This is a genomic window from Verrucomicrobiia bacterium, assembly GCA_036405135.1.
Classification (GTDB): domain Bacteria; phylum Verrucomicrobiota; class Verrucomicrobiia; order Limisphaerales; family JAEYXS01; genus JAEYXS01.
Window position 1 is genome coordinate 97,291 of sequence record DASWYF010000009.1, and the last position, 22,318, is coordinate 119,608.

At 55.7% G+C, this 22,318-nt stretch carries 18 protein-coding genes; 5 read left to right on the forward strand and 13 right to left on the reverse strand.

The window, feature by feature from the left end:
* Positions 1–18 precede the first annotated feature (18 nt).
* On the forward strand, positions 19–2,319 hold the full coding sequence (locus tag VGH19_03750; GenBank protein ID HEY1170463.1) for a molybdopterin-dependent oxidoreductase: 2,301 nt from the start codon (positions 19–21) through the stop codon (positions 2,317–2,319).
* 91 nt (positions 2,320–2,410) lie between these two features.
* Here VGH19_03750 and VGH19_03755 read toward each other — a convergent pair whose 3' ends face one another.
* The 3 genes from VGH19_03755 to VGH19_03765 all read right to left on the reverse strand — a co-directional run bounded on the left by VGH19_03755 (position 2,411) and on the right by VGH19_03765 (position 4,879).
* Complete coding sequence (locus VGH19_03755; protein ID HEY1170464.1) at positions 2,411–2,911, reverse strand: VOC family protein; 501 nt, start codon at positions 2,909–2,911, stop codon at positions 2,411–2,413.
* 199 nt (positions 2,912–3,110) lie between these two features.
* A complete protein-coding gene (locus VGH19_03760) occupies positions 3,111–3,842 on the reverse strand; it encodes an SGNH/GDSL hydrolase family protein (protein HEY1170465.1) in 732 nt (243 codons plus the stop codon).
* 20 nt (positions 3,843–3,862) lie between these two features.
* Positions 3,863–4,879 carry a PmoA family protein gene (locus VGH19_03765; protein ID HEY1170466.1) on the reverse strand — a complete coding sequence of 339 codons (1,017 nt, stop codon included), beginning with the start codon at positions 4,877–4,879 and terminating at the stop codon, positions 3,863–3,865.
* Between the two features lie 109 nt (positions 4,880–4,988).
* On the opposite strand from VGH19_03765, the gene VGH19_03770 reads away from it, so the two are divergent.
* Positions 4,989–5,726 carry a DnaJ domain-containing protein gene (locus VGH19_03770; protein HEY1170467.1) on the forward strand — a complete coding sequence of 246 codons (738 nt, stop codon included), beginning with the start codon at positions 4,989–4,991 and terminating at the stop codon, positions 5,724–5,726.
* 8 nt (positions 5,727–5,734) lie between these two features.
* Here the strand turns inward: VGH19_03770 and VGH19_03775 are convergent, their stop codons facing one another.
* Genes VGH19_03775 through VGH19_03785 form a run of 3 tightly spaced genes read right to left on the reverse strand, consistent with a single transcriptional unit; the run spans position 5,735 to position 10,450 of the window.
* Positions 5,735–7,111 (reverse strand): basic secretory protein-like protein, encoded by a 1,377-nt coding sequence (locus tag VGH19_03775; GenBank protein HEY1170468.1) that lies wholly within the window; start codon positions 7,109–7,111, stop codon positions 5,735–5,737.
* Positions 7,112–7,119: 8 nt separating this feature from the next.
* The gene (locus tag VGH19_03780; GenBank protein ID HEY1170469.1) at positions 7,120–8,115 is read right to left on the reverse strand and encodes a glycosyl hydrolase family 18 protein; all 996 of its coding nucleotides are present in this window, start codon (positions 8,113–8,115) and stop codon (positions 7,120–7,122) included.
* A gap of 49 nt (positions 8,116–8,164) precedes the next feature.
* Positions 8,165–10,450, reverse strand: coding sequence for a response regulator (locus VGH19_03785; GenBank protein ID HEY1170470.1), 2,286 nt, complete (start codon positions 10,448–10,450; stop codon positions 8,165–8,167).
* Positions 10,451–10,845: 395 nt separating this feature from the next.
* Here VGH19_03785 and VGH19_03790 point away from each other — a divergent pair, with 395 nt between their 5' ends.
* Complete coding sequence (locus VGH19_03790; protein ID HEY1170471.1) at positions 10,846–11,187, forward strand: zinc ribbon domain-containing protein YjdM; 342 nt, start codon at positions 10,846–10,848, stop codon at positions 11,185–11,187.
* A gap of 64 nt (positions 11,188–11,251) precedes the next feature.
* Here VGH19_03790 and VGH19_03795 read toward each other — a convergent pair whose 3' ends face one another.
* Together VGH19_03795 and VGH19_03800 are read right to left on the reverse strand one after the other, a co-directional pair.
* Complete coding sequence (locus tag VGH19_03795; protein HEY1170472.1) at positions 11,252–11,998, reverse strand: hypothetical protein; 747 nt, start codon at positions 11,996–11,998, stop codon at positions 11,252–11,254.
* Positions 11,999–12,070: 72 nt separating this feature from the next.
* Positions 12,071–12,883: a 3-methyl-2-oxobutanoate hydroxymethyltransferase gene (locus VGH19_03800; protein ID HEY1170473.1), complete on the reverse strand. Its 813-nt coding sequence runs from the start codon at positions 12,881–12,883 to the stop codon at positions 12,071–12,073.
* A gap of 99 nt (positions 12,884–12,982) precedes the next feature.
* Here VGH19_03800 and VGH19_03805 point away from each other — a divergent pair, with 99 nt between their 5' ends.
* Complete coding sequence (locus tag VGH19_03805) at positions 12,983–14,254, forward strand: GDSL-type esterase/lipase family protein (GenBank protein HEY1170474.1); 1,272 nt, start codon at positions 12,983–12,985, stop codon at positions 14,252–14,254.
* A gap of 3 nt (positions 14,255–14,257) precedes the next feature.
* Here the strand turns inward: VGH19_03805 and VGH19_03810 are convergent, their stop codons facing one another.
* Genes VGH19_03810 through VGH19_03830 form a run of 5 tightly spaced genes read right to left on the reverse strand, consistent with a single transcriptional unit; the run spans position 14,258 to position 21,152 of the window.
* Positions 14,258–14,674 (reverse strand): cyclic-phosphate processing receiver domain-containing protein, encoded by a 417-nt coding sequence (locus tag VGH19_03810; GenBank protein ID HEY1170475.1) that lies wholly within the window; start codon positions 14,672–14,674, stop codon positions 14,258–14,260.
* Between the two features lie 6 nt (positions 14,675–14,680).
* A complete protein-coding gene (locus tag VGH19_03815; GenBank protein HEY1170476.1) occupies positions 14,681–15,646 on the reverse strand; it encodes an ROK family protein in 966 nt (321 codons plus the stop codon).
* Between the two features lie 32 nt (positions 15,647–15,678).
* Positions 15,679–16,467 (reverse strand): SDR family oxidoreductase, encoded by a 789-nt coding sequence (locus tag VGH19_03820; GenBank protein HEY1170477.1) that lies wholly within the window; start codon positions 16,465–16,467, stop codon positions 15,679–15,681.
* 57 nt (positions 16,468–16,524) lie between these two features.
* Entirely contained in the window at positions 16,525–18,000 is a 1,476-nt protein-coding gene (locus tag VGH19_03825) for a DUF1501 domain-containing protein (protein HEY1170478.1), read from the reverse strand.
* Entirely contained in the window at positions 17,997–21,152 is a 3,156-nt protein-coding gene (locus tag VGH19_03830; GenBank protein HEY1170479.1) for a DUF1553 domain-containing protein, read from the reverse strand. The genes VGH19_03825 and VGH19_03830 overlap by 4 nt, the downstream gene beginning before the upstream one ends.
* Before the next feature lie 610 nt (positions 21,153–21,762).
* On the opposite strand from VGH19_03830, the gene VGH19_03835 reads away from it, so the two are divergent.
* Complete coding sequence (locus VGH19_03835) at positions 21,763–22,305, forward strand: hypothetical protein (GenBank protein ID HEY1170480.1); 543 nt, start codon at positions 21,763–21,765, stop codon at positions 22,303–22,305.
* Positions 22,306–22,318 lie beyond the last annotated feature (13 nt).

Genomic DNA, 22,318 nt, shown 5'->3' on the forward strand with positions numbered 1-22,318 from the left:
CCAGATCGTTATCAACCCATGTCCACCCGCAAACTAACCAAGGATTGGAAGGACAAACTCCGTTCCGCCATCCCCTTCGGTCTGGGCGAGACCAAGCCCAAGCACTTCCGCGACATGGTGGGCATCATCTGGAAGAACCGCGACAACCTTCCCTACGCCTACAAAGTCATCACCAAAGGCGTGTGCGATGGCTGCGCCCTCGGCGTCGCGGGCCTGCACGATTGGACCATCCCCGGCGTGCATCTGTGCATGACACGCCTGAATCTGCTCCGGCTGAACACCATGCCGGAGTTCGACCACAATTTACTTTCCGACATCGAAGCCCTCCGCGCCAAGCTCGCCCAAGAACAAGCGCACAGCCCCCTGCCCGTTGCACCGCAAGGCAAAGGCGCGACTTATAATGGCTTCGATAACGCCCAACTACGCGAACTAGGCCGTCTCGCTTACCCGATGCTCCGTTGCAAAGGCGATAAAGGCTTCCGCCGCATCACGTGGGATGAAGCGCTCGAGCGCATCGGCAAACGCATCCGCAAGGCTGATCCCAAGCGCCTCGCCTTCTTCGTCACCTCACGCGGCGTGACGAATGAGGTCTATTACGTTGCGCAAAAAGTCGCCCGCTTTCTCCGCACGAACAATATTGATAACGCCGCCCGCCTTTGCCATTCGCCCTCTACCGGCGCGATGAAATACGGCATCGGCGTCGCTGCGACGACGTGCAGTTACAAAGATTGGTACGGCACCGATCTCATCGTCTTCTTCGGCGCGAACCCGGCCAATGACCAACCCGTCACCACCAAGTATCTGCACGAGGCCAAGGTGCTCGGCACTAAGGTAGTGATGGTGAATCCGTACATGGAGCCAGGCATGAAACGCTACTGGGTGCCCTCCACCGCCAGCAGCGCGCTCTTCGGCACGGACATCGCGGATTACTGGTTCCCCGTCACGCAAGGCGGCGATATCCCCTTCCTCTACGGCGTCCTGAAAATCCTCATTGCCGAGGGTTGGTTGAATCACGAATTCATCGCGAACAACACGACTGATTTTGAACTGCTGAAAACCGCCGTCGCCAAACTCGACTGGCCCGAACTGGAACGCGAATCCGGCTTGAGCCAAGCGGACATGCGCGAGTTCGCCCAGGTCATCCGCGATGCGAAGAACGCCGTGCTCGTCTGGAGCATGGGCATCACGCAACACACCTTCGGCGGCGATGGCGTCTCCATGATTTTGAATCTCGGCCTCGCCCGTGGTTATGTGGGCCGCGATAAAAACGGCCTCATGCCCATCCGCGGTCACTCCAGCGTGCAAGGCGGCGCGGAGATGGGCGCCTACGCCACCGCTTTCCCCGGCGGCAAAGCAATCAATGTAGAGAACGCCCGCGCCCTCGCCGATCATTACGGCTTCGATATCCCCGATTGGCCCGGCCTGCCCGCTACCGAGATGGTGGAAGCCTGCGCCCGTGGTGAACTCGACATGCTCTATTGCCTCGGCGGCAATTTCCTCCGCACCTTGCCCGAGCCCGACTACGTCGCGAAGGCCATGGCGAATGTGCCATTACGCGTACATCAGGACATCATTCTCACCGACCAGATGTTCATCGAGCCGCAAGAGGAAGTCATTCTGCTACCAGCCAAAACCCGTTACGAACAAGACGACGGCGGCATCGAGACGACCACCGAACGTCGCATCGCCTTCAGCCCTGAGATTCCGCGCCAAGTCGGTGAAGCTCGTGCTGAATGGAAGATTTTGTTGAACATCGCCGCCGCCACTTATCCCGAGCGCGCCGATGAACTCGGTTGCGAAACCGGCGAAACCGTTCGCGAAGAGATCGCCAAAGTCGTTCCCTTCTATCGCGGCATTGAGAACCTGAAAGACACCGGTGATGCTGTGCAATACGGTGGACCGCACCTCTGCGCGAATGGCCGTTTCCCCACCACCGATGGCAAAGGCCACTTCCGCGTCGTGGACATTCCGCAACTGCGCAAGCAACGTCCCGCGGGCATTTACGAAGTCAGCACGCGACGCGGCAAACAGTTCAACACCCTCATCTACGCCGAAGTCGATCCGCTCACCGGCGCCGCCCGCGATGCCATCTTCATCAGCCCCGACGACGCCGCTTCTCTGCACCTGAAACAGGATGACCGCATCGCCTTGGTGAATGAATTGGGCCGCTACGAAGGCCGCGTCTTCCTCGCTCCCATCGCCCGTGGAAACCTCCAAGTGATGTGGCCCGAAGGCAACATCATCATCCATCGTGGATTAGTAGACACCCTCGGCGGCGTCCCCGACTACAATTGCCAGGTCCGCATCGAAAAACTCTAATCCCGGCAGGGCGAGACTCCTCTCGAGCCCTAACTAGACCTTGAGGCATTCGTCAGTCAGATAAGTAACTCTGGCAACAATTAGTGCCACCTCAACTCTCACACGTCTTCTTCCCCGCCTTCATATCCGCATACACCTTCTCCAGCCGCTTCTTTATCTCCTCTTCCGACACATCTTCCTTGTGCGTCATCACCATCCAGTCATGACCGAACGGATCTTTGAGACACCCCGAGCGATCGCCATAAAACTTGTCCGTCATCGGCTGAACCTCTTTCGCACCCGCCACCACCGCCTGTTTATACACCGCATCCGAATCCTCCACATACAGGCAGATCGTCACCGAAGTGCCACCTGCTGAAAGCGGCGAGAGCTTTCCATATTGCGGAAATTCATCTGCAAGCATGATGATGGAATTGCCAATCACGATCTCCGCGTGCCCCACTCCTTTGCCATCCGGCGCTGGCAACCGATACCGCTCCTTCGCACCGAAAGCCTTCTTGTAAAACTCGATCGCTTCCGCACCACCACGCACCACGATGTATGGCGTGATGGAATGAAAACCATCCGGGATAGGTTTAACTGTCGCACTCATGATCTCAACAATATGCCACAGCTTTGCCTTGGTTGCATCTGGACACTGCACCGAAACACCAGCAGCACAGGGAAGCAAAATAACGCTCCACCACCCTCGCTCCTCGGAGGGGAGAGGGCCGGGGCGAGGGGTGCCGGTCTTTCGTCGGCCTTTTCAATCTTTGCTGGCAGCGTCGCAATAACCCTTCCAAAAACTCGTCCTACTTCTTCGGCAACTGCGCCTCAATCACACTCGCCACCTGCTTGCCCAATGTTTGAGAACCTTCCGCATTGAAATGAACATCCTTCGGCCTCTGATGCGTCGCCAGCGTCGGCGTGATGAATGCATTCAGATCATTGATCTGCACGCCTTCCTCCTTCATCACTTTCTCGGCTACCTTGTTGTAAACCGGGATGTCCTCAAACTTGCGCGGTGGATTCAAATCACCTTTCGGCACCGGCGTAGTCGTTGCCCAGATGACCTTGGCACCCGTCGCCTTCATCTTCTTCACCAGTTCGCGCAGATTCTTCTCATACTCCTCCGGCTCCACCTGGCGCGTCGTCTCCGTCATGTACTTCGCATCATGCAGGCCGAAGTTGAAATGGATCACGTCCCATTTCCCCTTGCCCAACCACGCATCGATCTTCGCCGTACCAGTCTTCGTAGGACCGCCATTGGCCGGAATACGATGCACATTCGCCTTTCCTTCCAGCGCCTTCCGCACCGGCACCGTGTAACCGATGGAGATGGAATCCCCGATCAACAGCACGCGCGGCAAACCCGCCACATCCTCGATCGGCACCATCGCCGGATCAGGCGTTGCCTTCTTCGGAGCAGTCTTGACTTCCGGACTCTTGGCTTTCTCCGTTTTCGCTTTTTCTTCTGCCAGCACTGAGAACGTCAAAATGAGCGCCAGCATCGTCCCACCGATTCGCACCAATGCATCTTTCATAAGTTTAGAAATCTTGGAGGTTATTTCTTCTCCTTCGCATACTCCGCATAAGCCGCCTCGATACCCGCCGCCTTCGGCTCACCCTTGTGCAGGATAATCCGATGCCGCAGCACCAGCTTCTCACCCGACTTCAAAGTGATCGTCCCATCCGGCGCATCCTTATCGAGATTCTTCGTGCCGAACGGATTCGCCGTCAGCAAACCATACGTGCGCACATGCCACGGTGTCGGATGACGGAAACTGGACGGATGATTCAGCATCGTGATGCCCACCATCTCACCTTCCAGCGGCCCATAGTAAGAACACCAAGTAGCACGTGTGCCCCACGCATCCTTGTCCACCTTGCCCTCGCTCGTAAGGATCTTGCCCCCCATCTTCTTGTCCACGGACATCACTGTGGGAACACGCACACTGAAACCCGCATCCTTCGCATCTTCCAACGTCACATCGCCAGCAGACGCCTTGAACTCGATGTCACAATCGATGATGTGATTGCCCTTCTCCACCCGGAAGGTATAGCGGCGTTCATCTTCCATCAGTTTCTTACCCTTCACATCGAAGTAATCATTCACGCTCACGATGATCGCCTTGTCAGGGTAAACGCCCGTCTCCTTGAACTCGCGATGCTTCGTGCTGCCCATCCGCAGGCCGCGCGCCTTCATGGATTCGCTCTTGGTGCCTTCCACACTCTTCGGCTCATGCCATGTGTCAGCGCCACTCACACCCTCATGCCCGAACCAGATGCCGCGATGATGAGGATGATCCTGCTGCTCGGTCTTGATATCATCCATCGGATACGCGCGGGTCATAGGCTGCCCCGTCGGCCCCATCACCGGCCAGAAGTAGGGCTTGTTGGAATCACCTTTGAAAACGTATTTCGTGAACAGCTTGCCATCATGCTTGATGGTCACCAATCCATCGGTCTTCTCGATAGAAAAACCTTTGGACTTGTCAGCGGCTGCCAGTGGCAGGGCCATTCCGGCCAAAAGAAGCAAACAGGCGGCGCGGCGGGAAATTTTCGTCAGATAAATACTCATGCGTGAGTGCTACAGATACAAAGCCAAGTCCCTTCCGTCACGCAGAGAATTCACCCTGTTTTCGATGTTCACTATTTCCGTTTCGCCCTTTCCGGGCTACCCTCTGGTCTTGCGCAATACTGAACCAGATCACTACGCCATCCTCGGTCTCGACCGCAAATGCACGGAAGACCAGATCCGCGCCGCCTACCGCATCCTCGCCAAGCGTTTTCACCCAGATGTGAACCAAGGCTCTGCCGATGCCATGGAGCGCACCCAGGCTATCAACGCCGCCTACGAAACGCTAAGCGACCCCGAGAAACGCAGTGCTTACGATCAAGACCGCGAATCGCGCAAGGCGGAGAAATCCAAGAGCCCCAACCGTTCAGGCAAGGCCGATCGCAACATCAATCAGGATGTACATCTGAAGATCGAGGAATTCCTGCGGGGCACTACCCTAGATGTGAAGGTGAACGATCCAGGCAACCCAGAAGGCCCAGAGTCCTACGAACTCATTGTCCCGCCTGAAACCGCTCCTGGCTCACGCTTCAAAGTGCCACGCGATGGCGGCGGTTTCGTCATCGTCCGCGCTAAAGCCCAGCCTGGCTTCCGCTTCAAAGTGCGCGGCTCCGATCTTCGTTGCGACCTGAAGATAACAGCTAAGCGAGCTGCTCAAGGAGGCTCGGAAATCTTGGCAGGCGCTAATGGCACCATGGTGCGCGTGCCCATCCCCGCTGGCATCGCTCGCGGTGAGACCATCCGCATCTCCGGTGAAGGTATGCCAAAACCCCGTGGCAATCGCGGCGACCTCCTCGTCCGCATCATGTATCGCCCGGAGGTGAAGATCACCCGTGCTGGACGGCGCTAAGCTCAACTCTACTGAGCTTCAGTCTTGCCCGCCTTTTCCAGACGGGCAGCATTGGCTTTCTTCCACTCCTCACCGAGTTCTTGCACTGATTTTCCCGTCAGCGTTTGCCAAGTCTGTTCGGTATACTCACCACGCCTTGCTGCTGCATTCAATTTGAGAACAACATCTTTGCCGTAGTTCGCCGTCACCCAGTTCAGGAAATTCCCCGTGATGCGATAGCTGGCATCATACTTCACGGAATCGATATTACGCGCCGTGACCTCAGCTCCCTTCGTCTGCGGTTCATACAAGAACCAGCGGATGTAATCTGGTATCCCCTCCACGATCCATCCCGGCACCCGATTCCCACCACGCACACGACCGTAGCTCTGGATGATATGCACCATCTCATGCACCACAGAGCCCAGTGCCTCACGCTTCAATTCTTTCCGGAACCACGTGCTGTTCAGATTGATCTGGCCGCCACCCGCCGAAGCTGGCAAGCCGCCGATATCATTGCGGAACTTCAACGTCACCTTGGCTGGCGCAGTAAATCCTTCACTTGGGAGCATCGTCACCAGCTTCGGATACCATTCGATGACTACCGGCTTCAGCTCCTTCTCCGCCCACTCAGCCAGATCAGGCGCTGCCGTCACATCCAGCAGGAATTGATACTTCCCTTCCGCGGCAGTGAACTCCTTCACGATCTTTGGCCCCACTGGCACCACCGAACTCGTCGGAGCTGGCCCCTTCGCATCGATGACATCGATCTCGCTGAAAAACGTGTTCCCGAAAGCATCACGATCTTCCGTGCGGGAAATCTCAAACAGCAGATGGCGATGATCACCTAACACCTCGCCCTTGCTGTCACTGATCGCCACCGCGTATTGCCCTCCACCATCACCGTCCTTGGGCCGCGTATCCACGCTCGCAATCAATTTCCAACCACACGATTCCGGTGATACTCCCTTTCTAGGAGCCGCTTCAAATCCCTGCCCCTCGCCACTGGCACCATAAACCTTATAAACCTGCGGACCACGCGTCCCCGCATGCCATGAGTAGGAATTAATCTGTTTGACGGAAACACTTCGGCCCAAATCAACAGAGATTCTGCCGCCATCTATTCCCGCTCGAAAAAAGAAGTTCGCACCCGGCTGATCTTCACCCGTTGGCACCTTGCCATCATGTAAGACCGCCAGTTCACCACCGTTGCGATCCCGCTCGCCATCCACGATGACAAACTTCGCCTCTGTCGCCGCATCATTGTTTGCGGGCAGTGGCACCCTCTTGAACGTGAAGCCCGCTCCAGATGCATCATGCTCGAACACCACTTTCGGTTCAGCTGATAAAGACAACGAACCGGCGAGCAAACCAATACCCGTTAAAAGATAACGCAGCGAAATCATATAAACGCCTAAGGCTTCACATCCTGCTTCACCGTTTTCTTCCCCTTCAGCGTTTCATCGATGGCCGAGAGCAGTGAGTTCTCCCCTTTCACATCATTATCCAGCGACCAAATCATGATGCCACCCAAGCCCTCATCCACCACGTACTGCGTCTTCGCCTTGATCGTCGGGATGCCGTTATACCAAATCGTGCTGCCGATCTGATCCACCTTTTCTGCGCCCGGATACTTCTTCAGAATGTCGTTATAAGCGTAGGAAGATTTGCTGAATGCTTCACCGAAGCCATAGCCGTAGAACGGCACGCCCAGCACCGCCTTCGATTTCGGCAATCCCTTATCCAGCCAGAACTTCACATTGTTCTTCGCGAATTCCATCGAGGAATGCTGGCCAGGCGCATTGGGATTCCACGTTCCTGCTCCGTCATACGCCATGATGTTCACGAAATCGAAATGCTTCAGCGTCTCGTCCTTCACCTTATTGCCGCCGTATCCTTTGGAGAGCGCAGAGGTCAGCAGCTTGCCCTTCGGCTTCAACTCCTTCGCCAGATCCTCGATGAACGCACCGTAATCCTGATTGATGGAAGGCCCCTCGATATCCACATCCAAGCCATCATAGCCATGTGTCTCCACATACTCGGCCAGCTTCTTCGTGAACATCGCCCGTTTACTGTCCGAGATAAGATCGAAATAACGGGCCAGCAACGCCTTGTTCCCCGAGGCCGCACCACCACCGATGGAGATCAGCACCTTGACCTTGTTCTCCTTCGCTTTCTTGATCAGCACCTCGTTCCGCTTGCTGGCTGAAAGATTCCCCTCCGCATCTTTGGGATTCTCAAACGCGATATTGATATGCGTAATCTTCCCGTATTCGATCGACTCGGAGAACGTGTTCAGATCCACCCAGTTCGGCACATAGGCAACGACGCGGTTCTCCGCCCTTGCTGTCAGAACGCATAAGACAAGCGCTAGAAACATCTGCCCCGTGAACCGCAAATGAGTGAACATGGGCCAACCCTAAGGCTCGCCGCTCGCAGTCTTCAACTCTGAAAACTCCTCACTTCTTGAACACAACCTTCAATGCATTCACCAGTTTGTCCTGCGTGAAAGGCTTCTCGAGAATCGAACTGACTCCCAGCGCCTTGAATTCCTTGGCCTCTCGCTCGTCCAGCCGTCCGCTCGCTACGATGATGCCCACATCCGGCAGCATGCGTTTGAGAGCGCGCACAAAGGAAAGACCATCCATGTGCGGCATGTGCAGATCAGTAAGCACGGCACGAAGCTCATTGCGCTTTTCCGCCACCTGGATAAGTGCCTCCGTGCCATCCGACGCGGTAAGCACATTGAAATTCAGCGATGTCAGCACCGCACGCGCCGCCTGTCTCACGCTGGGTTCATCATCAGCCACCAGGATCGTTTCGCCATTACCACGGAATCCATCAATCGTTCTATCCCCGTTCGTTGCGACTGATTCTTCACCATGCGCAGGCAGATAGACAGTGAATGTTGTTCCCTCAGATGGCACTGAGTAAACCCGGACGAAACCTCCATGACTCTTCACGATGCCGATCACCGTGGAAAGCCCCAAGCCCGTCCCCTTGTCCGGTCCCTTCGTGCTGAAGAACGGCTCGAATATCCGCTCGATGATCTCCGGCGGAATGCCCGTGCCGGTATCAGTTACTCGCCACACCACATAACTGCCGGGTTTAGCTTCTGGCACTGATGCAGCGTAGGCTACATCCAGCTCCACATTCTCCGCTTCCAGCGTCAGCGTGCCGCCATTCGGCATCGCATCCCGGGCATTCACGCACAGATTGAGCAGCACCTGATGGAGCTGCGTAGAGTCCCCCAGAATGGTTTTGAGATCCTTTGGAAACAATGCCTGCGTGCGGATGTTTTTCGGGAACGTTCCTTTGACAATCTTTTCCATCTCCTTTAGCAGATGTAGTGGCTGGATCAACAGGCGTGCGCCTTCCACTCCCTTCGCAAACGTCAGAAGCTGACGCACCATCTCGGCACCGCGCTTTGCGCTCACCTCCACCATGTCGATCATGTCGGATGAGCCCGGATACTCCATCTTCATCAGCTCCACGCTCATGAGAATAGGAGCCAGCGCGTTGTTCAGATCATGCGCCACGCCTCCCGCCAAAGTGCCGATGCTTTCCAATCTTTGGGTACGCAGCATCTGTCCTTCCGCGCGTTTTTTTTCAGTGATGTCTTTTGCTGTCCCGCCGATGCGGATGATCGCACCGCTAGAGTTCCGGATTGGAGTTCCGCTAGCCAGCACAAGGCTGGTGGAGCGATCCGGTTTGATGATGCGATACTCGGAATCGAATCGTGGCGTTGTCCCTAAAATGCAATCTTTCCACGCCTGCCGGACTTGAGGCTGGTCCTCCACATGGATGGATTCCATCCAGATATCTGGGTTCTGATAAATGTGGTCTGGTTTGAATCCCAGCACTTTTTCCGATGCCGGACTGATATAAGTAAGAACCTGAGGATTCAGGCTGACAAACCAGAAGACTTCCCCGCTCTGCTCCGCAAGCTGTCTAAATCGTTCTTCACTCTCCGTCATCGCCTGCACAGCACGCACTTTCTCTGTGATGTCGGTATTGATGATGAGGACGGACTTGGGCCGGCCATGCTGATCATATAACAGATTGCGACGGCTCTCCACAATGATCTCCTTGCCATCCCGCGTGGACTGGCTCAACTCGCCCATCCACTCACCTTTTTCCAGAAGCAACCGATACGCTTCTTCCCGCCGACGTGAGTTGTCCGTGGAAAAAAGTTCATCCGCACGTTTGCCGATGGCCTCTTCTGCCGTCCAGCCGTAGATGCGCTCCGCCCCTTTGTTCCAATAGACGATGCGTTGATCCAGATCGCGCACGTAGATCGCGTCCTGCGCCTTATCCAGCAAGGCGGCCTGTTCATGCATCCGCTCTTCGGCCAAGTGCCGCTTGAGCATACCGTCTGCTTCGGATAACGCGCGGTTCACCGCTGCCGGCAAACGGTCAAGGCTGCCCTTCAACAAATAATCCGTAGCTCCATGCTGCAGACATTTCACCGCATCTTCTTCACCGATGGAACCGGAGATCAGCAAGACAGGGATGATCGGATGCTTTTTCCGGACGAGCTTCAGTGCAGATATCCCGTCATAATCAGGAATATTGTAGTCACAAAGGACAACCTGAAAATTTTCCCTCTCCAAGGCGGACTCAAATCCTTGGCGAGTGTTCACATGGGTGATGTCGCAGTTCAATCCGTTCGTTTGCAGCTTGCGCTGGATCAACTTGGCGTCGATCGGACTGTCTTCCAGATGCAGTATGCGGATGATGCTCATGATGCTGTCAGGTTGAGGATTGAAAAACAAACAGCCTCTGTTTCTTCGACTCGAAGATTTCCCGAAAAGTGTACTTGGCGATACGTCATAACGTCTCCGAAAGTGTACAAAATACCTCTACGCCCTCCCTGTGATACCATTGATTCTGCTGCCCCTTTATTACCAATCAAGATTAAACAAGTTCCTTGCTAAAAAATATTATGACATACGAACACCCCACGAATAGCTAGACAAAAGTTATACAGCAGTAATTACTCACTCGCACGTTTCGTCATCGTCACTTGCAGATATTCATGACGATGTGCTTTGCGCCCACACCATTGTCAATTTTCATCTGCCTTTGGACAAAATGCACATTGTGCCGCACCTCACACCCCGTCTACTGTGGCACCTTTATGAGCAAACCCGCTTGCCCGATGTGTACGATGGATGATGTTTTGGAACACGCAGACAAATACGAATGCGTGACCTGTGGTCATGAATGGGAACGGGAAGCGCAGGCCGAAGCTCCGAGCGGTCCTCGCGTAGTAAAGGATGCCCACGGCAATATCTTGGCTGACGGCGACCAAGTCATCCTCATCAAAGACCTGAAGCTCGGTGGCGGCAATCAGGTGCTCAAAGGCGGCTCAAAATCTAAAGCCATCCGTCTGGTAGATGGCGACCATGAAATCTCCTGCAAAGTGGACGGCATCACCGTGGGATTAAAAGCGTGCTTCGTGAAGAAAGTGCAGGAGTAAGAATGAAGAAAAACCCAAGGCCTCATCGGCCTTGGGTTGATCTGAAAACTATTCGCAGGATGAATCACTTCGCTGGTTCGGCATTCCACACCTTGATGTCATCGAACAAGCCGTCCTTGCCGCCCACGCCCAATTCGATCTTGGACTTCGTGGCATGACCGATGCCCGGTGACTTCAAGTAAGCCATCGGTTTGCCATCGATCAGCACGCGCATCTCGTCACCCACTGTCTCGACGGTCATCGTGTACCATTTGTTCTGCTCGATCTTCGCAGGATAGGTCACCTGCTTGCCCTTCATGAGCTTGGCGACTTCATCTTTCTTCGTCGGATCTTCTTTGAGCTTCTTGATGGCCAGATTCTGGCTGCCTTCACGCTCATCCATGATGGTCACGCCATTCGTGCGGACGATGGCGCGGCACAGGTGGCCGTAGTGCGCTTCGGTATATTTGCGGTCATCGAACTCCACATCCACCAAACCGGCTCCAGCCAGATTGATACGCACCTCGATCACGCTGTCCTTCGTCGGGATTTCCAGACCATAGACTGCGGCATGCGCGGTGATCTCCTTTTTGCCTTCGGATGCCGGGATCGTCTTATCACGCGTCTGCGTACCTTTCAGCACACCGTTCTCGAACTTAAACGTGTCCACGACCTTATGCCACGGCTTCGCCGGAGGATTGCTCTCCATGTTATCCGAGAAAAGCAGCTCCTTCTTCTTGGCGAGAGATTGATTGGGAACTGGTGGCAGATCGGCAGCAAAAGCGGCTGAAGTGATGAGTGAAAGTGCAGCAAAGAGAATACGCGTCTTCATAAATAATAGGGACGCTATGTATCGTGGAACGACACTTCCCCTTTGGCAAGAGGCAAGTAAACGGCCTAAAAATCACATCTTTTCGACGGATTGTACCAACTCATCTAGCAATTTCGCATCCATCTCCACCAGGTTGCTTCTCGCTGGGAAACGGCCCTCCTTCACATCCGCGATGTATTCCTGGAAAGCCGCGATGCGTTCCTGCTGCAAGCGGCGGTTCTCCGCGAGGAAATTGCGGTACGCCTTGGCATGACGCGGCAGACGTTCATCGTAGTCACCAAGGATATCATCGCTGAAAAGGAATTGCGTATCGCAACCATCACCCGAGCCAAGTGACATGAGGAGGAGCTTGGTCTGCTTGGAGAGCCAGCTTGCGAGATTGTGCGGTACCAATTCCAACTCAGCGGCATAAGCGCCCGCGCTCTCCAGTTCCTTCATACGGCGATACAGTTCCTTCGCCTCATCCACGGTCTTGCCGATGGCGCGGTAGTTCGTCCACGTGACATGGCGCGGCACCATGCCGAGATGGCCCACGACCGGAATGCCCTCACGTGCCATGCCCTCAATGATGAACGGGCTGGCCGAGCAATAGACCGAGCTGGCCCCCATCTCCAATGCGCGAAAACCGATGCGGATCGCCTCCTCTTGCGTCGCCATCCCATGAGGCGTGGCGCAAGAAAGAAAGCTGTTTGGCGCGGCTGCCACGAGCTTCGGCAAACGCGCTTGCGATTCCGGCGAATCAAAGCTGCAGCTCATGAGATCCACGCCTGCCTGCTCAGCCGCCGTTGCTTCCTCAGGTGACTTCACATGGATATGTGTCAGGACGCATTTGCCCTTGAGCTGTTGCAGATCGTAAACGGTGTATTTCTTGCGTGGACGGAGCATGGGGCAAAGCTATGCAACGCAATCGCAGAACTCAACCGCGATTCATCACATCGCTATTGCCTCTCGCAGGTAAATCAGCAAACCATCTCGGCAACACACATGAAAACCCTGCGTCTGCTTACGCTTGCTGTCGCCTTGGCTGGATCGTCTTTCACTCTGACCGCCCAATCTGCGGCCAAAGACCCCTCGCACTATCAAATCCCAGAGAAGGATGATGGCTTGCCCGGCGCCGGACCGATCCGCCGTTATGATTGGTTCAAGAAATTGTGGCTGCAGAAGCGCACAAGCTGGGCCCAACGAGTTGAGCAGGATCAGAATGCGGTGGTGTTCCTCGGGGACTCCATCACGCAGGGCTGGGGTGACAATCTGGGCAATAGCTTCAGCGGCATGAAGGTGGCCAATCGCGGTATCAGTGGTGACACGACGCGCGGTGTGCTGATCCGCTTGGAAGAAGACGTCCTTTCACTCAAGCCACGCGCCATCGTGCTGCTCATCGGCACAAATGATCTGGAGGAACAAGCGGACCCGGAAACGATCACGGCGAATCTCAAGCTGCTGCTCGCCGAATTTCAAAAGCACAATCCCAAGATGCCCATCATCTTGAACCAAGTATTCCCCAGCTCAGACACGAAGAAACGTCCAGCCGACAAAATCAAGAAGATCAACGACCTCTACCTCGCCGCCATCAAGGGCAATCCACAAGTGACCTTGGTGGAGACGTGGCCGCTTTTCGCGAATGCGGAAGGTGATGCGAAGAAGGAAGAATTCCCGGACCTGCTGCACCCGAACAAGGAAGGTTATGCGAAGTGGGCGAGTGCCTTGCGCCCGACGCTTTCCGTGCTGGGACTGCTGGAATCGCCTGCGGATACGTTCAAAACGGAAGAAGGTTTCAAGAGCCTATTCAACGGCAAAGACCTCACGGGCTGGGGTTATAAAACGAATAATTTCGACGGTAAGGCCGTGAGCATCGATGGACGTTACTCTGCGAAGGATGGCGTGCTCATCGTGAATTATCCTCCGGAGTATCGGAAGATTCAGCAGATCTGGACGACAGAGCAATTCCCGAAAGACTTCGTGCTGAAGCTGGAATTCCGCGCGGGCGTGAATGCAGACAGCGGTATCTTCATCCGCCAGCCGCAACTGCAATGCCGTGATTATCCGATCGCCGGTCCTTACAAAGATCTCAAGAACTACAAAGCGCAGGATTGGAACGAAGTGATCGTGACGGTGACGAATGGCGTCGCGCATTGCACGTGCAACGGCGAGGTGCTGAATGCAGCAATGAAGGTTCCAGCGACCGGCCCGATCGGCCTCGAAGGCGATCGCGGCATCATGGAGTATCGCCGTATCCGGCTCAAGGAGCTGCCTTAAGGTTTACTTGGCGGAAAGCAGTTTCGCCACCACGGGTTGCCATAGCGTCGTGATCCAGTCGGCACAGACTGGACCGATGCGTTCTACTGTCCATCCGCCATAGGTCAACTCATTCACCATGGATAACGAGCGTTCGTAATTGGAGGAATGCACTATCACAGGGCTGGACGGCTTCTGCGTAGCGAGAAATTCCGCGACCAGCAACCCATCACGGGCATCCTCGGCCAACGCGACTTCGTTGAGATCGTGATCCAGTGATATCAGCCGGGCGTTTGCCAGATGAGGAGGAAACTCATCAATCATGACACGGGCGTTGTTCCAAAAAAGAATCCGGCAATCTGGAGCAAGTTCTTTAAGAACAGCAGTGAAGCCAGTCCTGCGTTCCTCGTTGTCCTCCAAGATCAGGATTTCGTTTCGCACAATAGCTTAACCTGCCTTGTGCACATACGGCACAAGGTCGATACGCCACTTGCCCTGCTTCTGCGGCTTATTATTGAAGCACAGCGCGTGATATGCCGCTCCCAAAGCCCCGGCATACTCACCTACTTGCGCGGGCACGATCTTCGCGCGAGAGCCCGTCGGCTGCCATTCCATCGGTGCGAGAAATTCTTCGAGCGGCTTGAACAACACATCGCCCGCACGAGCGATACCGCCACCGATGATGACCACTTCCGGGTCCAAGATATTGATGAAGGAGCACACACCTGCTGCGAGTGCTTTCACGGACTTGAGCCAAACCTCTTTCGCCTTCGCATCACCCGTTTTGTAAGCCGCAATCAAATCATGTGTGGAAGCAAAGCGTCCGCCAGAGCGTTCACTGATGGTGCAATTCCCTATCGCCACTTCGAGACTTCCCGGTGTTCCACAAATATCCGCCACACCATCGGGGTCCAAGCTCATGTGTCCCAGATGTCCCGCACGCCCTAAGCGCCCGCGCAGCAACTGCCCATCCACGATCGCCGCGCCACCCACACCAGTGCCCAGCGTCAGCATGATGACATTTTGGCACCCCTTGCCCGCGCCCATCCACACTTCGCCGAGCAACGCCGCATGACCATCATTCAGCACTGGCACAGTCTTCTCCATCTGCAAATGCTTCGTCCAATCGAGTCCCACCAAGCCACTCAAACGCCCCGGCATGTTCACGATGGATTTTCCATCCGCTGCCGCCAAGCCCGGTGCCGAAAGCCCGATCGCGATCGGATCCTTCCCCTGCTCCGCCGTGAATCCGCGCACCATCGCCGAGATACGTTTCGCCCAATCCATGCTCTCGCTGGCATCGAAGTCCTCCTGGCGTTTGACCAATACTTGCCCGCTGACCGTCACCACCACGGCCTTCACACTCGATCCGCCCAGATCTATTCCTAACGCGTAAGGTTCACTTTTCATCATCAATCAAAGTCTCGCGACTATAGACTCCTCCTTCAAACTTGTCCCTCAGAAATCTCCCACCCGCCATCCACCGCCAACGTCTGTCCCGTGATGAACTTCGCCTCATCCGAAAGTAGGAACACCGCCGCCCCACTCAAATCCTCCGGCCGCCCGATGCGCCCGCCATCCAGCGGCTGTTTCGTGGCGATGAACTTCATGATCGCCTCATTCGTCTGCGCGCGCTCGGACATCGGCGTGGCGACGAGTCCTGGCGCCAACACGTTGAAGCGGATATTCTGCGTCGCGTAATATGCAGCGGAAGCTTTCGTTAAACCCACAATCCCCGCCTTCGCCGTCGCATACGCATGCGTGCTGAAAAATTTCGGCGAAGGCGACCACGCCAGCACAGACGCCAGATTCACCACCGCTCCACCCGAACCTTGCTCCAAGAACTGCTGCACTGCCGCGCGATTCGAGTAGAACACCGAATCCAGATTGATCCCCATCGTGAAAGACCAGCCCGTATCCGTGCATTCGTGCAAAGGCCCATCGCCCATCTTCCGCCCACTGCCACCCGCCACGTGATAGAGCCCGTGAAATCCTCCGAAAGTTTTCAGCGCAGTCTTGATCGCCTTCACCGCCGTATCCGGCCGCGAAGCATCTGCTGTGATGACCTTCGCTGATTTACCGAGCAGCTTCTGCGCCTTCAACGAAGTCCTGCGTTCCAGTCCCACCGCCACCACCTTCGCTCCTTCAGCCACAATCGCCTCCGCAGCCGCCAGCCCGATACCACTCGTGCCGCCGATGATGACGATGACCTTATTCTTTAAGCGCGAACCCATATCACCTACCTAAGCAGCATTCGCCTCGGAACGCCACCTTGATAAAAACCTCCTCACTCACACCAAAATATCCTTCACCACATGTCCATGCACATCCGTGAGCCGGAAGTAACGTCCCTGATACTTGAACGTCAGCCGCTCGTGGTCGATGCCCAGCAAGTGCAGCATCGTCGCGTGAAAATCATGCACGTGCACGCCCTTGTTCGTCACGTTGTAGCCGAACTCATCCGTCTCGCCATACACCATGCCCGGCTTCACGCCGCCGCCCGCCATCCAGATGCTGAAGCAGCGCGGATGATGATCGCGCCCGTAATTCGTCGGTGTCAATTTGCCCTGCGAATAATTCGTGCGACCAAACTCCCCGCCCCATACGACTAACGTATCATCCAGCATCCCCCGCTGTTTCAAGTCCTCCAGCAACGCCGCCGCCGGCTGATCCGTCTCCTGGCACTGACGTTTGATACCGCCCGGCAAACCACCGTGCTGATCCCACCCTTGATGGTAAAGCTGGATGAACTTTACCCCGCGCTCTGCCAATCGCCGCGCCTGCAAGCAATTCGCCGCGAATGTCCCCGGCTTCTTCGCATCTGGCCCATACATATCCAGCGTGGCTTGCGATTCCTTCGAAAGATCCATCACATCCGGTACGCTCGTCTGCATGCGATACGCCATCTCGTACTGCGCGATGCGCGTATCGATCTCCGCATCATGCTGTTTCGTCGCGCTGTGTTCGTGCAACTCACGCAAGCGATCCAGCATCAGACGCCTGCCTTCACCATCGATGCCTTCCGGATTGTTCAGGTAAAGCACCGGATCTTTGCCCGAACGGAATTGCACGCCCTGATGCCGCGACGGCAGAAACCCGCTGCCCCACAAGCGTGAATAAAGCGGCTGATCCGTCTTGCCCTTTGTAATCAACACCACGAACGATGGCAGATTCTCGTTATCACTCCCCAAGCCATAATGCAGCCACGCTCCGATGCTCGGCCTGCCGGAAAGCTGCGAGCCCGTCTGTAAAAACGTGATCGCCGGATCGTGATTGATCGCCTCCGTGAACATCGAACGCACGATGCACATGTTGTCCACCTGCTTCGCCGTATGCGGCAGTAGCTCACTCACCCACGCCCCGTTCTTCCCGTGCTGACCAAATTTGTAGATGGACCCCGCCAGCGGCAGCGACGCCTGATTGCCCGACATGCCTGTTAGCCGTTGTCCTTTGCGCACGGAATCCGGCAATTGCTCGCCATTCCGTTCATTGAGCAACGGCTTGTAATCAAACGTCTCGAGCTGCGATGGCCCACCGCTCATGAAGAGATAGATCACCCGCTTCGCCTTCGCCGGAAAATGCGTTTGCCCGTTTAGAATGCCCTTGTCCGCCGCTTGCGTCGTCGCACCAAACGAACTCATCGGATTCACCAAATTCGCGAGCGCAATGCCACCCAACCCCAGACCGAAACGGTTCAGGAACTGGCGTCGGCTCAAGCCCAGCGCATCCAGCGGCCCCGTGCAAAGTGGTTGATGGTTCGTATTCATCGCTTCATCACAAATTCATCAAAGTTCATCACCACACTAACCAGCATGGTCGTCGCCGCCACATCGGCAACGTCCAACGTCGCATCCGCCTTCGCTTCACCTGTCTTCAAAAGTTTCTGCGCCGCCTCCGTATTCTTGGCGAACCGCGCCTTCTGTTCCGCAAACAACTCCTGCAAAATCTTCACCTCCGCCTTGTCCGGCTCACGACTCGTCAGCAGACGGAACCCGTTCACGATCCGCTTCTCTACCGCCAGCGGTTCCGCCTTCACCAACTTTTCCGCCAGCACCCGTGAAGCCTCAACAAACTGTGGATCATTCAGCAGCACCAACGCCTGCAACGGTGTCGAAGTCGTCTCGCGTTTCGCTGTGCACACCTCGCGGGTCGTCGCATCAAAACTCACCATGGATGGCGGCGGCGAGGTGCGACGCCAGAACGTGTAGAGACTGCGCCGATACAGCTTCTCGCCCTTGTCCTGCACATACGTCTTGCCCGTGCCCGCCTCTTCCCACAGACCCGCCGGTTGATACGGCTTCACACTTTGCCCACCGATGGTTTGGTTCAACAACCCGCTAACCGCCAGTGCTTCATCACGTATCTGCTCCGCCGCCAGCCGATGCCGCGCACCGCGTGCCAGCAAGAGATTCTCCGGGTCTTTCGCCACCTGTTCCTCGCTCGGCACCGAGGTCTGTCGATACGTCGCCGACATCAGGATCAGCTTGTGCATCGCCTTCCGGTCCCAGCCCGTTTCCATGAACTTCCGCGACAGCCAATCCAGCAATTCCGGATGCGTCGGACGCTGGCTCTGCGCACCAAAGTCCTCCACTGTGGAAACCAGTCCGCGACCGAAATGCAGTTTCCAGATGCGGTTCACCGCTACGCGCGCCGTGAGCGGATTGCGCGGGTCCGTCATCCATTGCGCCAAGCCCAGACGATTCTTCGGATACTCCTTCGGCATCGCGAAGATACGTTCCGGCGTCCCCGGAAACACCTCATCCCCCGGCGCATCATACGCGCCGCGCTTCAGCAGATACGTCGGGCGCGCTTTCGGCAATTCCTTCATGATCATGATCTGCTGCACGTTGTTCGCCAGTGCGTTCTCCTCCTCGCGCAGCTTCTTCAACTCCACCTGTGCTTGGCGATACTCAGCATCGTGACGATTCAGATAATACGCGAACAGCGAGTCATCCGCCGTCACCTGCGGCTCGGTCGCCAGCAAACTCGTCACCTCCAGTTCCGTCAACGCCGTGTCATACACCGTAAATTCATCGATCATCCCGTTCTTGAAACCATTGTCGCGGAAGCGCCCTGCCAATGTCAGCGGCGTATTGCCCGCATCCGCATCGCCCCATTCCGCGCGATGAATGATATCCTGCGTCAACCCATCCCGCACCGTATCCATCGCCTGTTTCTTGCCGTTCACATAGAACGTCACCCCCGCTGCCTTGCTGGAACCATCATACGTCACCGTGAGGTGCGACCACTCATTCAGCGGCAACATCTCCTTTGCGCGCACACCGATCGCATCACCCGGCCAGAAATGGATGAGCCCAAAGAACGGTTTGCCATCCTCCAACACCAACTCATACCCGCGACTTCCCGAATCGCTCCACGCCCGAGAACGATGGAACACCACCGCGCGCGGCTGCTTCTCCGTCGGCTTCACCCACAGCGTGAAGCTGAACGAATCCGTGCGCTTAAATTCACCCACACCCTTGCACTCCACTTCGTTATCGCCGCTGAATTGCAGCGCCTGCCCCACTTTGCCCGCGACGGCCTTCGGTGCATCCATCAGCACCGCCACATTGGTGCCTACCGCATTCGGCGTTTTGTTATCCTTGATCTCATCCAGTGCGAACCGCGCCACCGGCTTCACCTCCGGCATCGCTACACCCGGATTCTTCCATTTCTCAAACCGAGTCCGCGCTTCACCCTTCATCAGTTCAAGTTGAACCTCGTGCACACTGATGAAGCTCTTCAGTTTTTTATGTTTCTCCTCCTGATCATCCTTGTAGAGACTCAAAGCCGGTGTCGGTGTCGCTTTCGTGAAATGCGAGTATAACCCCGATTCATCGATGTTATCGAAGAACGCGCTCAACGAATAATAATCCTTTTGGCTGATCGGATCATACTTGTGATCATGGCAGCGCGCACACTCCAGCGTCAGGCTCAGGAACGCCGTGCCCATCGTGTGTACGCGATCCGACACGTACTCCACTCGAAATTCTTCATCGATGCTCCCACCCTCATTCGTCTGGCGATGCAAGCGATTGAATGCCGTGGCCAGATACTGATCCCGCGTCGGCTTCGGCAACAGATCCCCCGCGAGCTGCCATGTGATGAACTTGTCGTAAGGCAGATTCTCATTGTAGGCCTTGATCACCCAATCACGCCACGGATACATGTTCATGTCCACGTCCGCCTGATAGCCGAACGTATCCGCATAGCGCGCCAGATCCAGCCACTCCCGCGCCATCTGCTCGCCGTAGGCAGGCGATTGCAACAACCGATCAATCACCTTCTCATACGCCTTCGGAGATTTGTCCGACAAAAACGCATCGATCTCTGCTAACGTCGGCGGCAACCCCGTGAGATCAAACGTCGCGCGCCGAATCAACTGTTCCTTCGTCGCTTCCGTTGATAGCTTCAGCTTCTCTTTCTCTAATCGCGCCAAAATAAATTGATCGATCTCATTCTTCACCGCCCGCGTGTTCTTCACCTTCGGCGGCGTCACCTTCGCGATCTCTGTGTAGGCCCAGTGCTTACCCCACGGCGCTCCCTGCTCTACCCACCGTTTCAAAGTCTCCTTCTGCGCCTCCGTCAGCGTGCGATGCGATGACGGCGGTGGCATCACGTCGTCTTCATCCTTGCTCAGGATACGCACGATCATCTCGCTCTGGTCCGGCTTGCCCTTCACGATGTTCGCCACGCCCTTGTTCACGCGGAAAGCGCCTTCTTCCGTATCCAGTCGTAGCTTCGCCTTCCGCCCTTCATCATCCGGCCCGTGGCAATGAAAGCATTTGTCCGATAAAATAGGCAAAACGTCCTTGGAGAAATCCACCTTCCCCTCCGGCGACGCTCCCTGCGCACCCAATAAACACAGGCTCAGGCTTCCGATCAAAGCCAGCCACTTTGCCTGTCTGTTCGCCATCATGTGCATCGTTACTTAATTAACCTGTTGCTGCTCACACCGCAATGGATGAAACGGTCCCCTCCATTGTAAAATCCTGCCGCAATTTCCCAATCGTGCTCGTAATCGTCCTTCGTCCTCGATTTCCCACCCCTCTTCCCCCTCTCTCGATGTTCGATGTTCGATGTTCGATGTTCGATGTTCGATGTTCGATGTTCGATGTTCGATATTTTCTCAACTTCTCTTTTTTCATGTCCTCACCATGCCATCTGCCTGCCCATTATCCTAACCCCGGTTCGTCCGGTGTGCTCGGTGGAGACAAAACTTCACTTTCACCGTCCTCACCCTGCCTGTTTTTCTGGCTCCCCGCCAATCATGCATCTCACTACATCCCACTGTATCCACACAAAATTTATCATTTCCCCGCTCTCGCTACTCTTTTTCCCTTCTGCGACTTCTGTGCCTTTTTGTGGCCATTCCTTCCTTCGCCCACTCTGCCCCGATTTCTCCGCCCCCGTGAGTCCTATATGCGCTATCTGCGCTATATGGAGACAAAATCACTTCAAACTCCGCCTGCTTGCCTCTTTCTTTGAACCGGCGCATAGTGTCTCACACTAACCCGAAAGCTGCTTGCATGAAACCGCTTGGCTATAAACCCCATTGGGAACACGTCTGCCTCGCTCTACCGGCGTTGGCGCTGATGATGCTCATCTGTGCCTATTTGTTGGGATGGTTGGACGGCTCCACCACCACCGTTCTCCTGATATTGCCCAGTGTGTTCTTTGCGTTCATGGGCTTCGGCACCGCTTTACTTTCCCGGTCGGCAACCCGTCTTCGGATTAGCTACGCCTTGATCCCCCTCATACTGGCCAGTCTTTTGCTTCTCACCAGCTTTACTCAATGGCCCATGCGTGTAGCCTTTGCCCTCAATCGCCATTCACTGGATGCCCTCTCCCAACGCGTCCGCGCCGGTGAAAGCATCAGCACTCCCATTCAGGCAGGCACCTTCCGCATTGCCAAAGCCGAGCTCTCTTCTCAAGGCATTGTGTGTCTCTGGACCACCCACAGCCCCGGCGGCAGCACCGGTTTTGTCCAATGCCCGCCAGACCACGTCCCCTTCAATCTCTGGTCCATGACCAGCATGAACCATCAGTGGCAGTTCATCTCAGAAGACTGACTCCCATTTGTCT

What these genes read in the sequence shown, in the direction of transcription:
- VGH19_03820 (HEY1170477.1), bottom strand. Translation starts at nt 16,467, where the DNA reads ATGGGTTCGCGCTTAAAGAATAAGGTCATCGTCATCATCGGCGGCACG.
- VGH19_03780 (HEY1170469.1), bottom strand. Translation starts at nt 8,115, where the DNA reads ATGTTCACTCATTTGCGGTTCACGGGGCAGATGTTTCTAGCGCTTGTC.
- VGH19_03825 (HEY1170478.1), bottom strand. Translation starts at nt 18,000, where the DNA reads ATGAATACGAACCATCAACCACTTTGCACGGGGCCGCTGGATGCGCTG.
- VGH19_03815 (HEY1170476.1), bottom strand. Translation starts at nt 15,646, where the DNA reads ATGATGAAAAGTGAACCTTACGCGTTAGGAATAGATCTGGGCGGATCG.
- VGH19_03765 (HEY1170466.1), bottom strand. Translation starts at nt 4,879, where the DNA reads ATGAGTATTTATCTGACGAAAATTTCCCGCCGCGCCGCCTGTTTGCTT.
- VGH19_03800 (HEY1170473.1), bottom strand. Translation starts at nt 12,883, where the DNA reads ATGCTCCGTCCACGCAAGAAATACACCGTTTACGATCTGCAACAGCTC.
- VGH19_03835 (HEY1170480.1), top strand. Translation starts at nt 21,763, where the DNA reads ATGAAACCGCTTGGCTATAAACCCCATTGGGAACACGTCTGCCTCGCT.
- VGH19_03805 (HEY1170474.1), top strand. Translation starts at nt 12,983, where the DNA reads ATGAAAACCCTGCGTCTGCTTACGCTTGCTGTCGCCTTGGCTGGATCG.
- VGH19_03830 (HEY1170479.1), bottom strand. Translation starts at nt 21,152, where the DNA reads ATGATGGCGAACAGACAGGCAAAGTGGCTGGCTTTGATCGGAAGCCTG.
- VGH19_03755 (HEY1170464.1), bottom strand. Translation starts at nt 2,911, where the DNA reads ATGAGTGCGACAGTTAAACCTATCCCGGATGGTTTTCATTCCATCACG.
- VGH19_03775 (HEY1170468.1), bottom strand. Translation starts at nt 7,111, where the DNA reads ATGATTTCGCTGCGTTATCTTTTAACGGGTATTGGTTTGCTCGCCGGT.
- VGH19_03750 (HEY1170463.1), top strand. Translation starts at nt 19, where the DNA reads ATGTCCACCCGCAAACTAACCAAGGATTGGAAGGACAAACTCCGTTCC.
- VGH19_03795 (HEY1170472.1), bottom strand. Translation starts at nt 11,998, where the DNA reads ATGAAGACGCGTATTCTCTTTGCTGCACTTTCACTCATCACTTCAGCC.
- VGH19_03785 (HEY1170470.1), bottom strand. Translation starts at nt 10,450, where the DNA reads ATGAGCATCATCCGCATACTGCATCTGGAAGACAGTCCGATCGACGCC.
- VGH19_03790 (HEY1170471.1), top strand. Translation starts at nt 10,846, where the DNA reads ATGAGCAAACCCGCTTGCCCGATGTGTACGATGGATGATGTTTTGGAA.
- VGH19_03760 (HEY1170465.1), bottom strand. Translation starts at nt 3,842, where the DNA reads ATGAAAGATGCATTGGTGCGAATCGGTGGGACGATGCTGGCGCTCATT.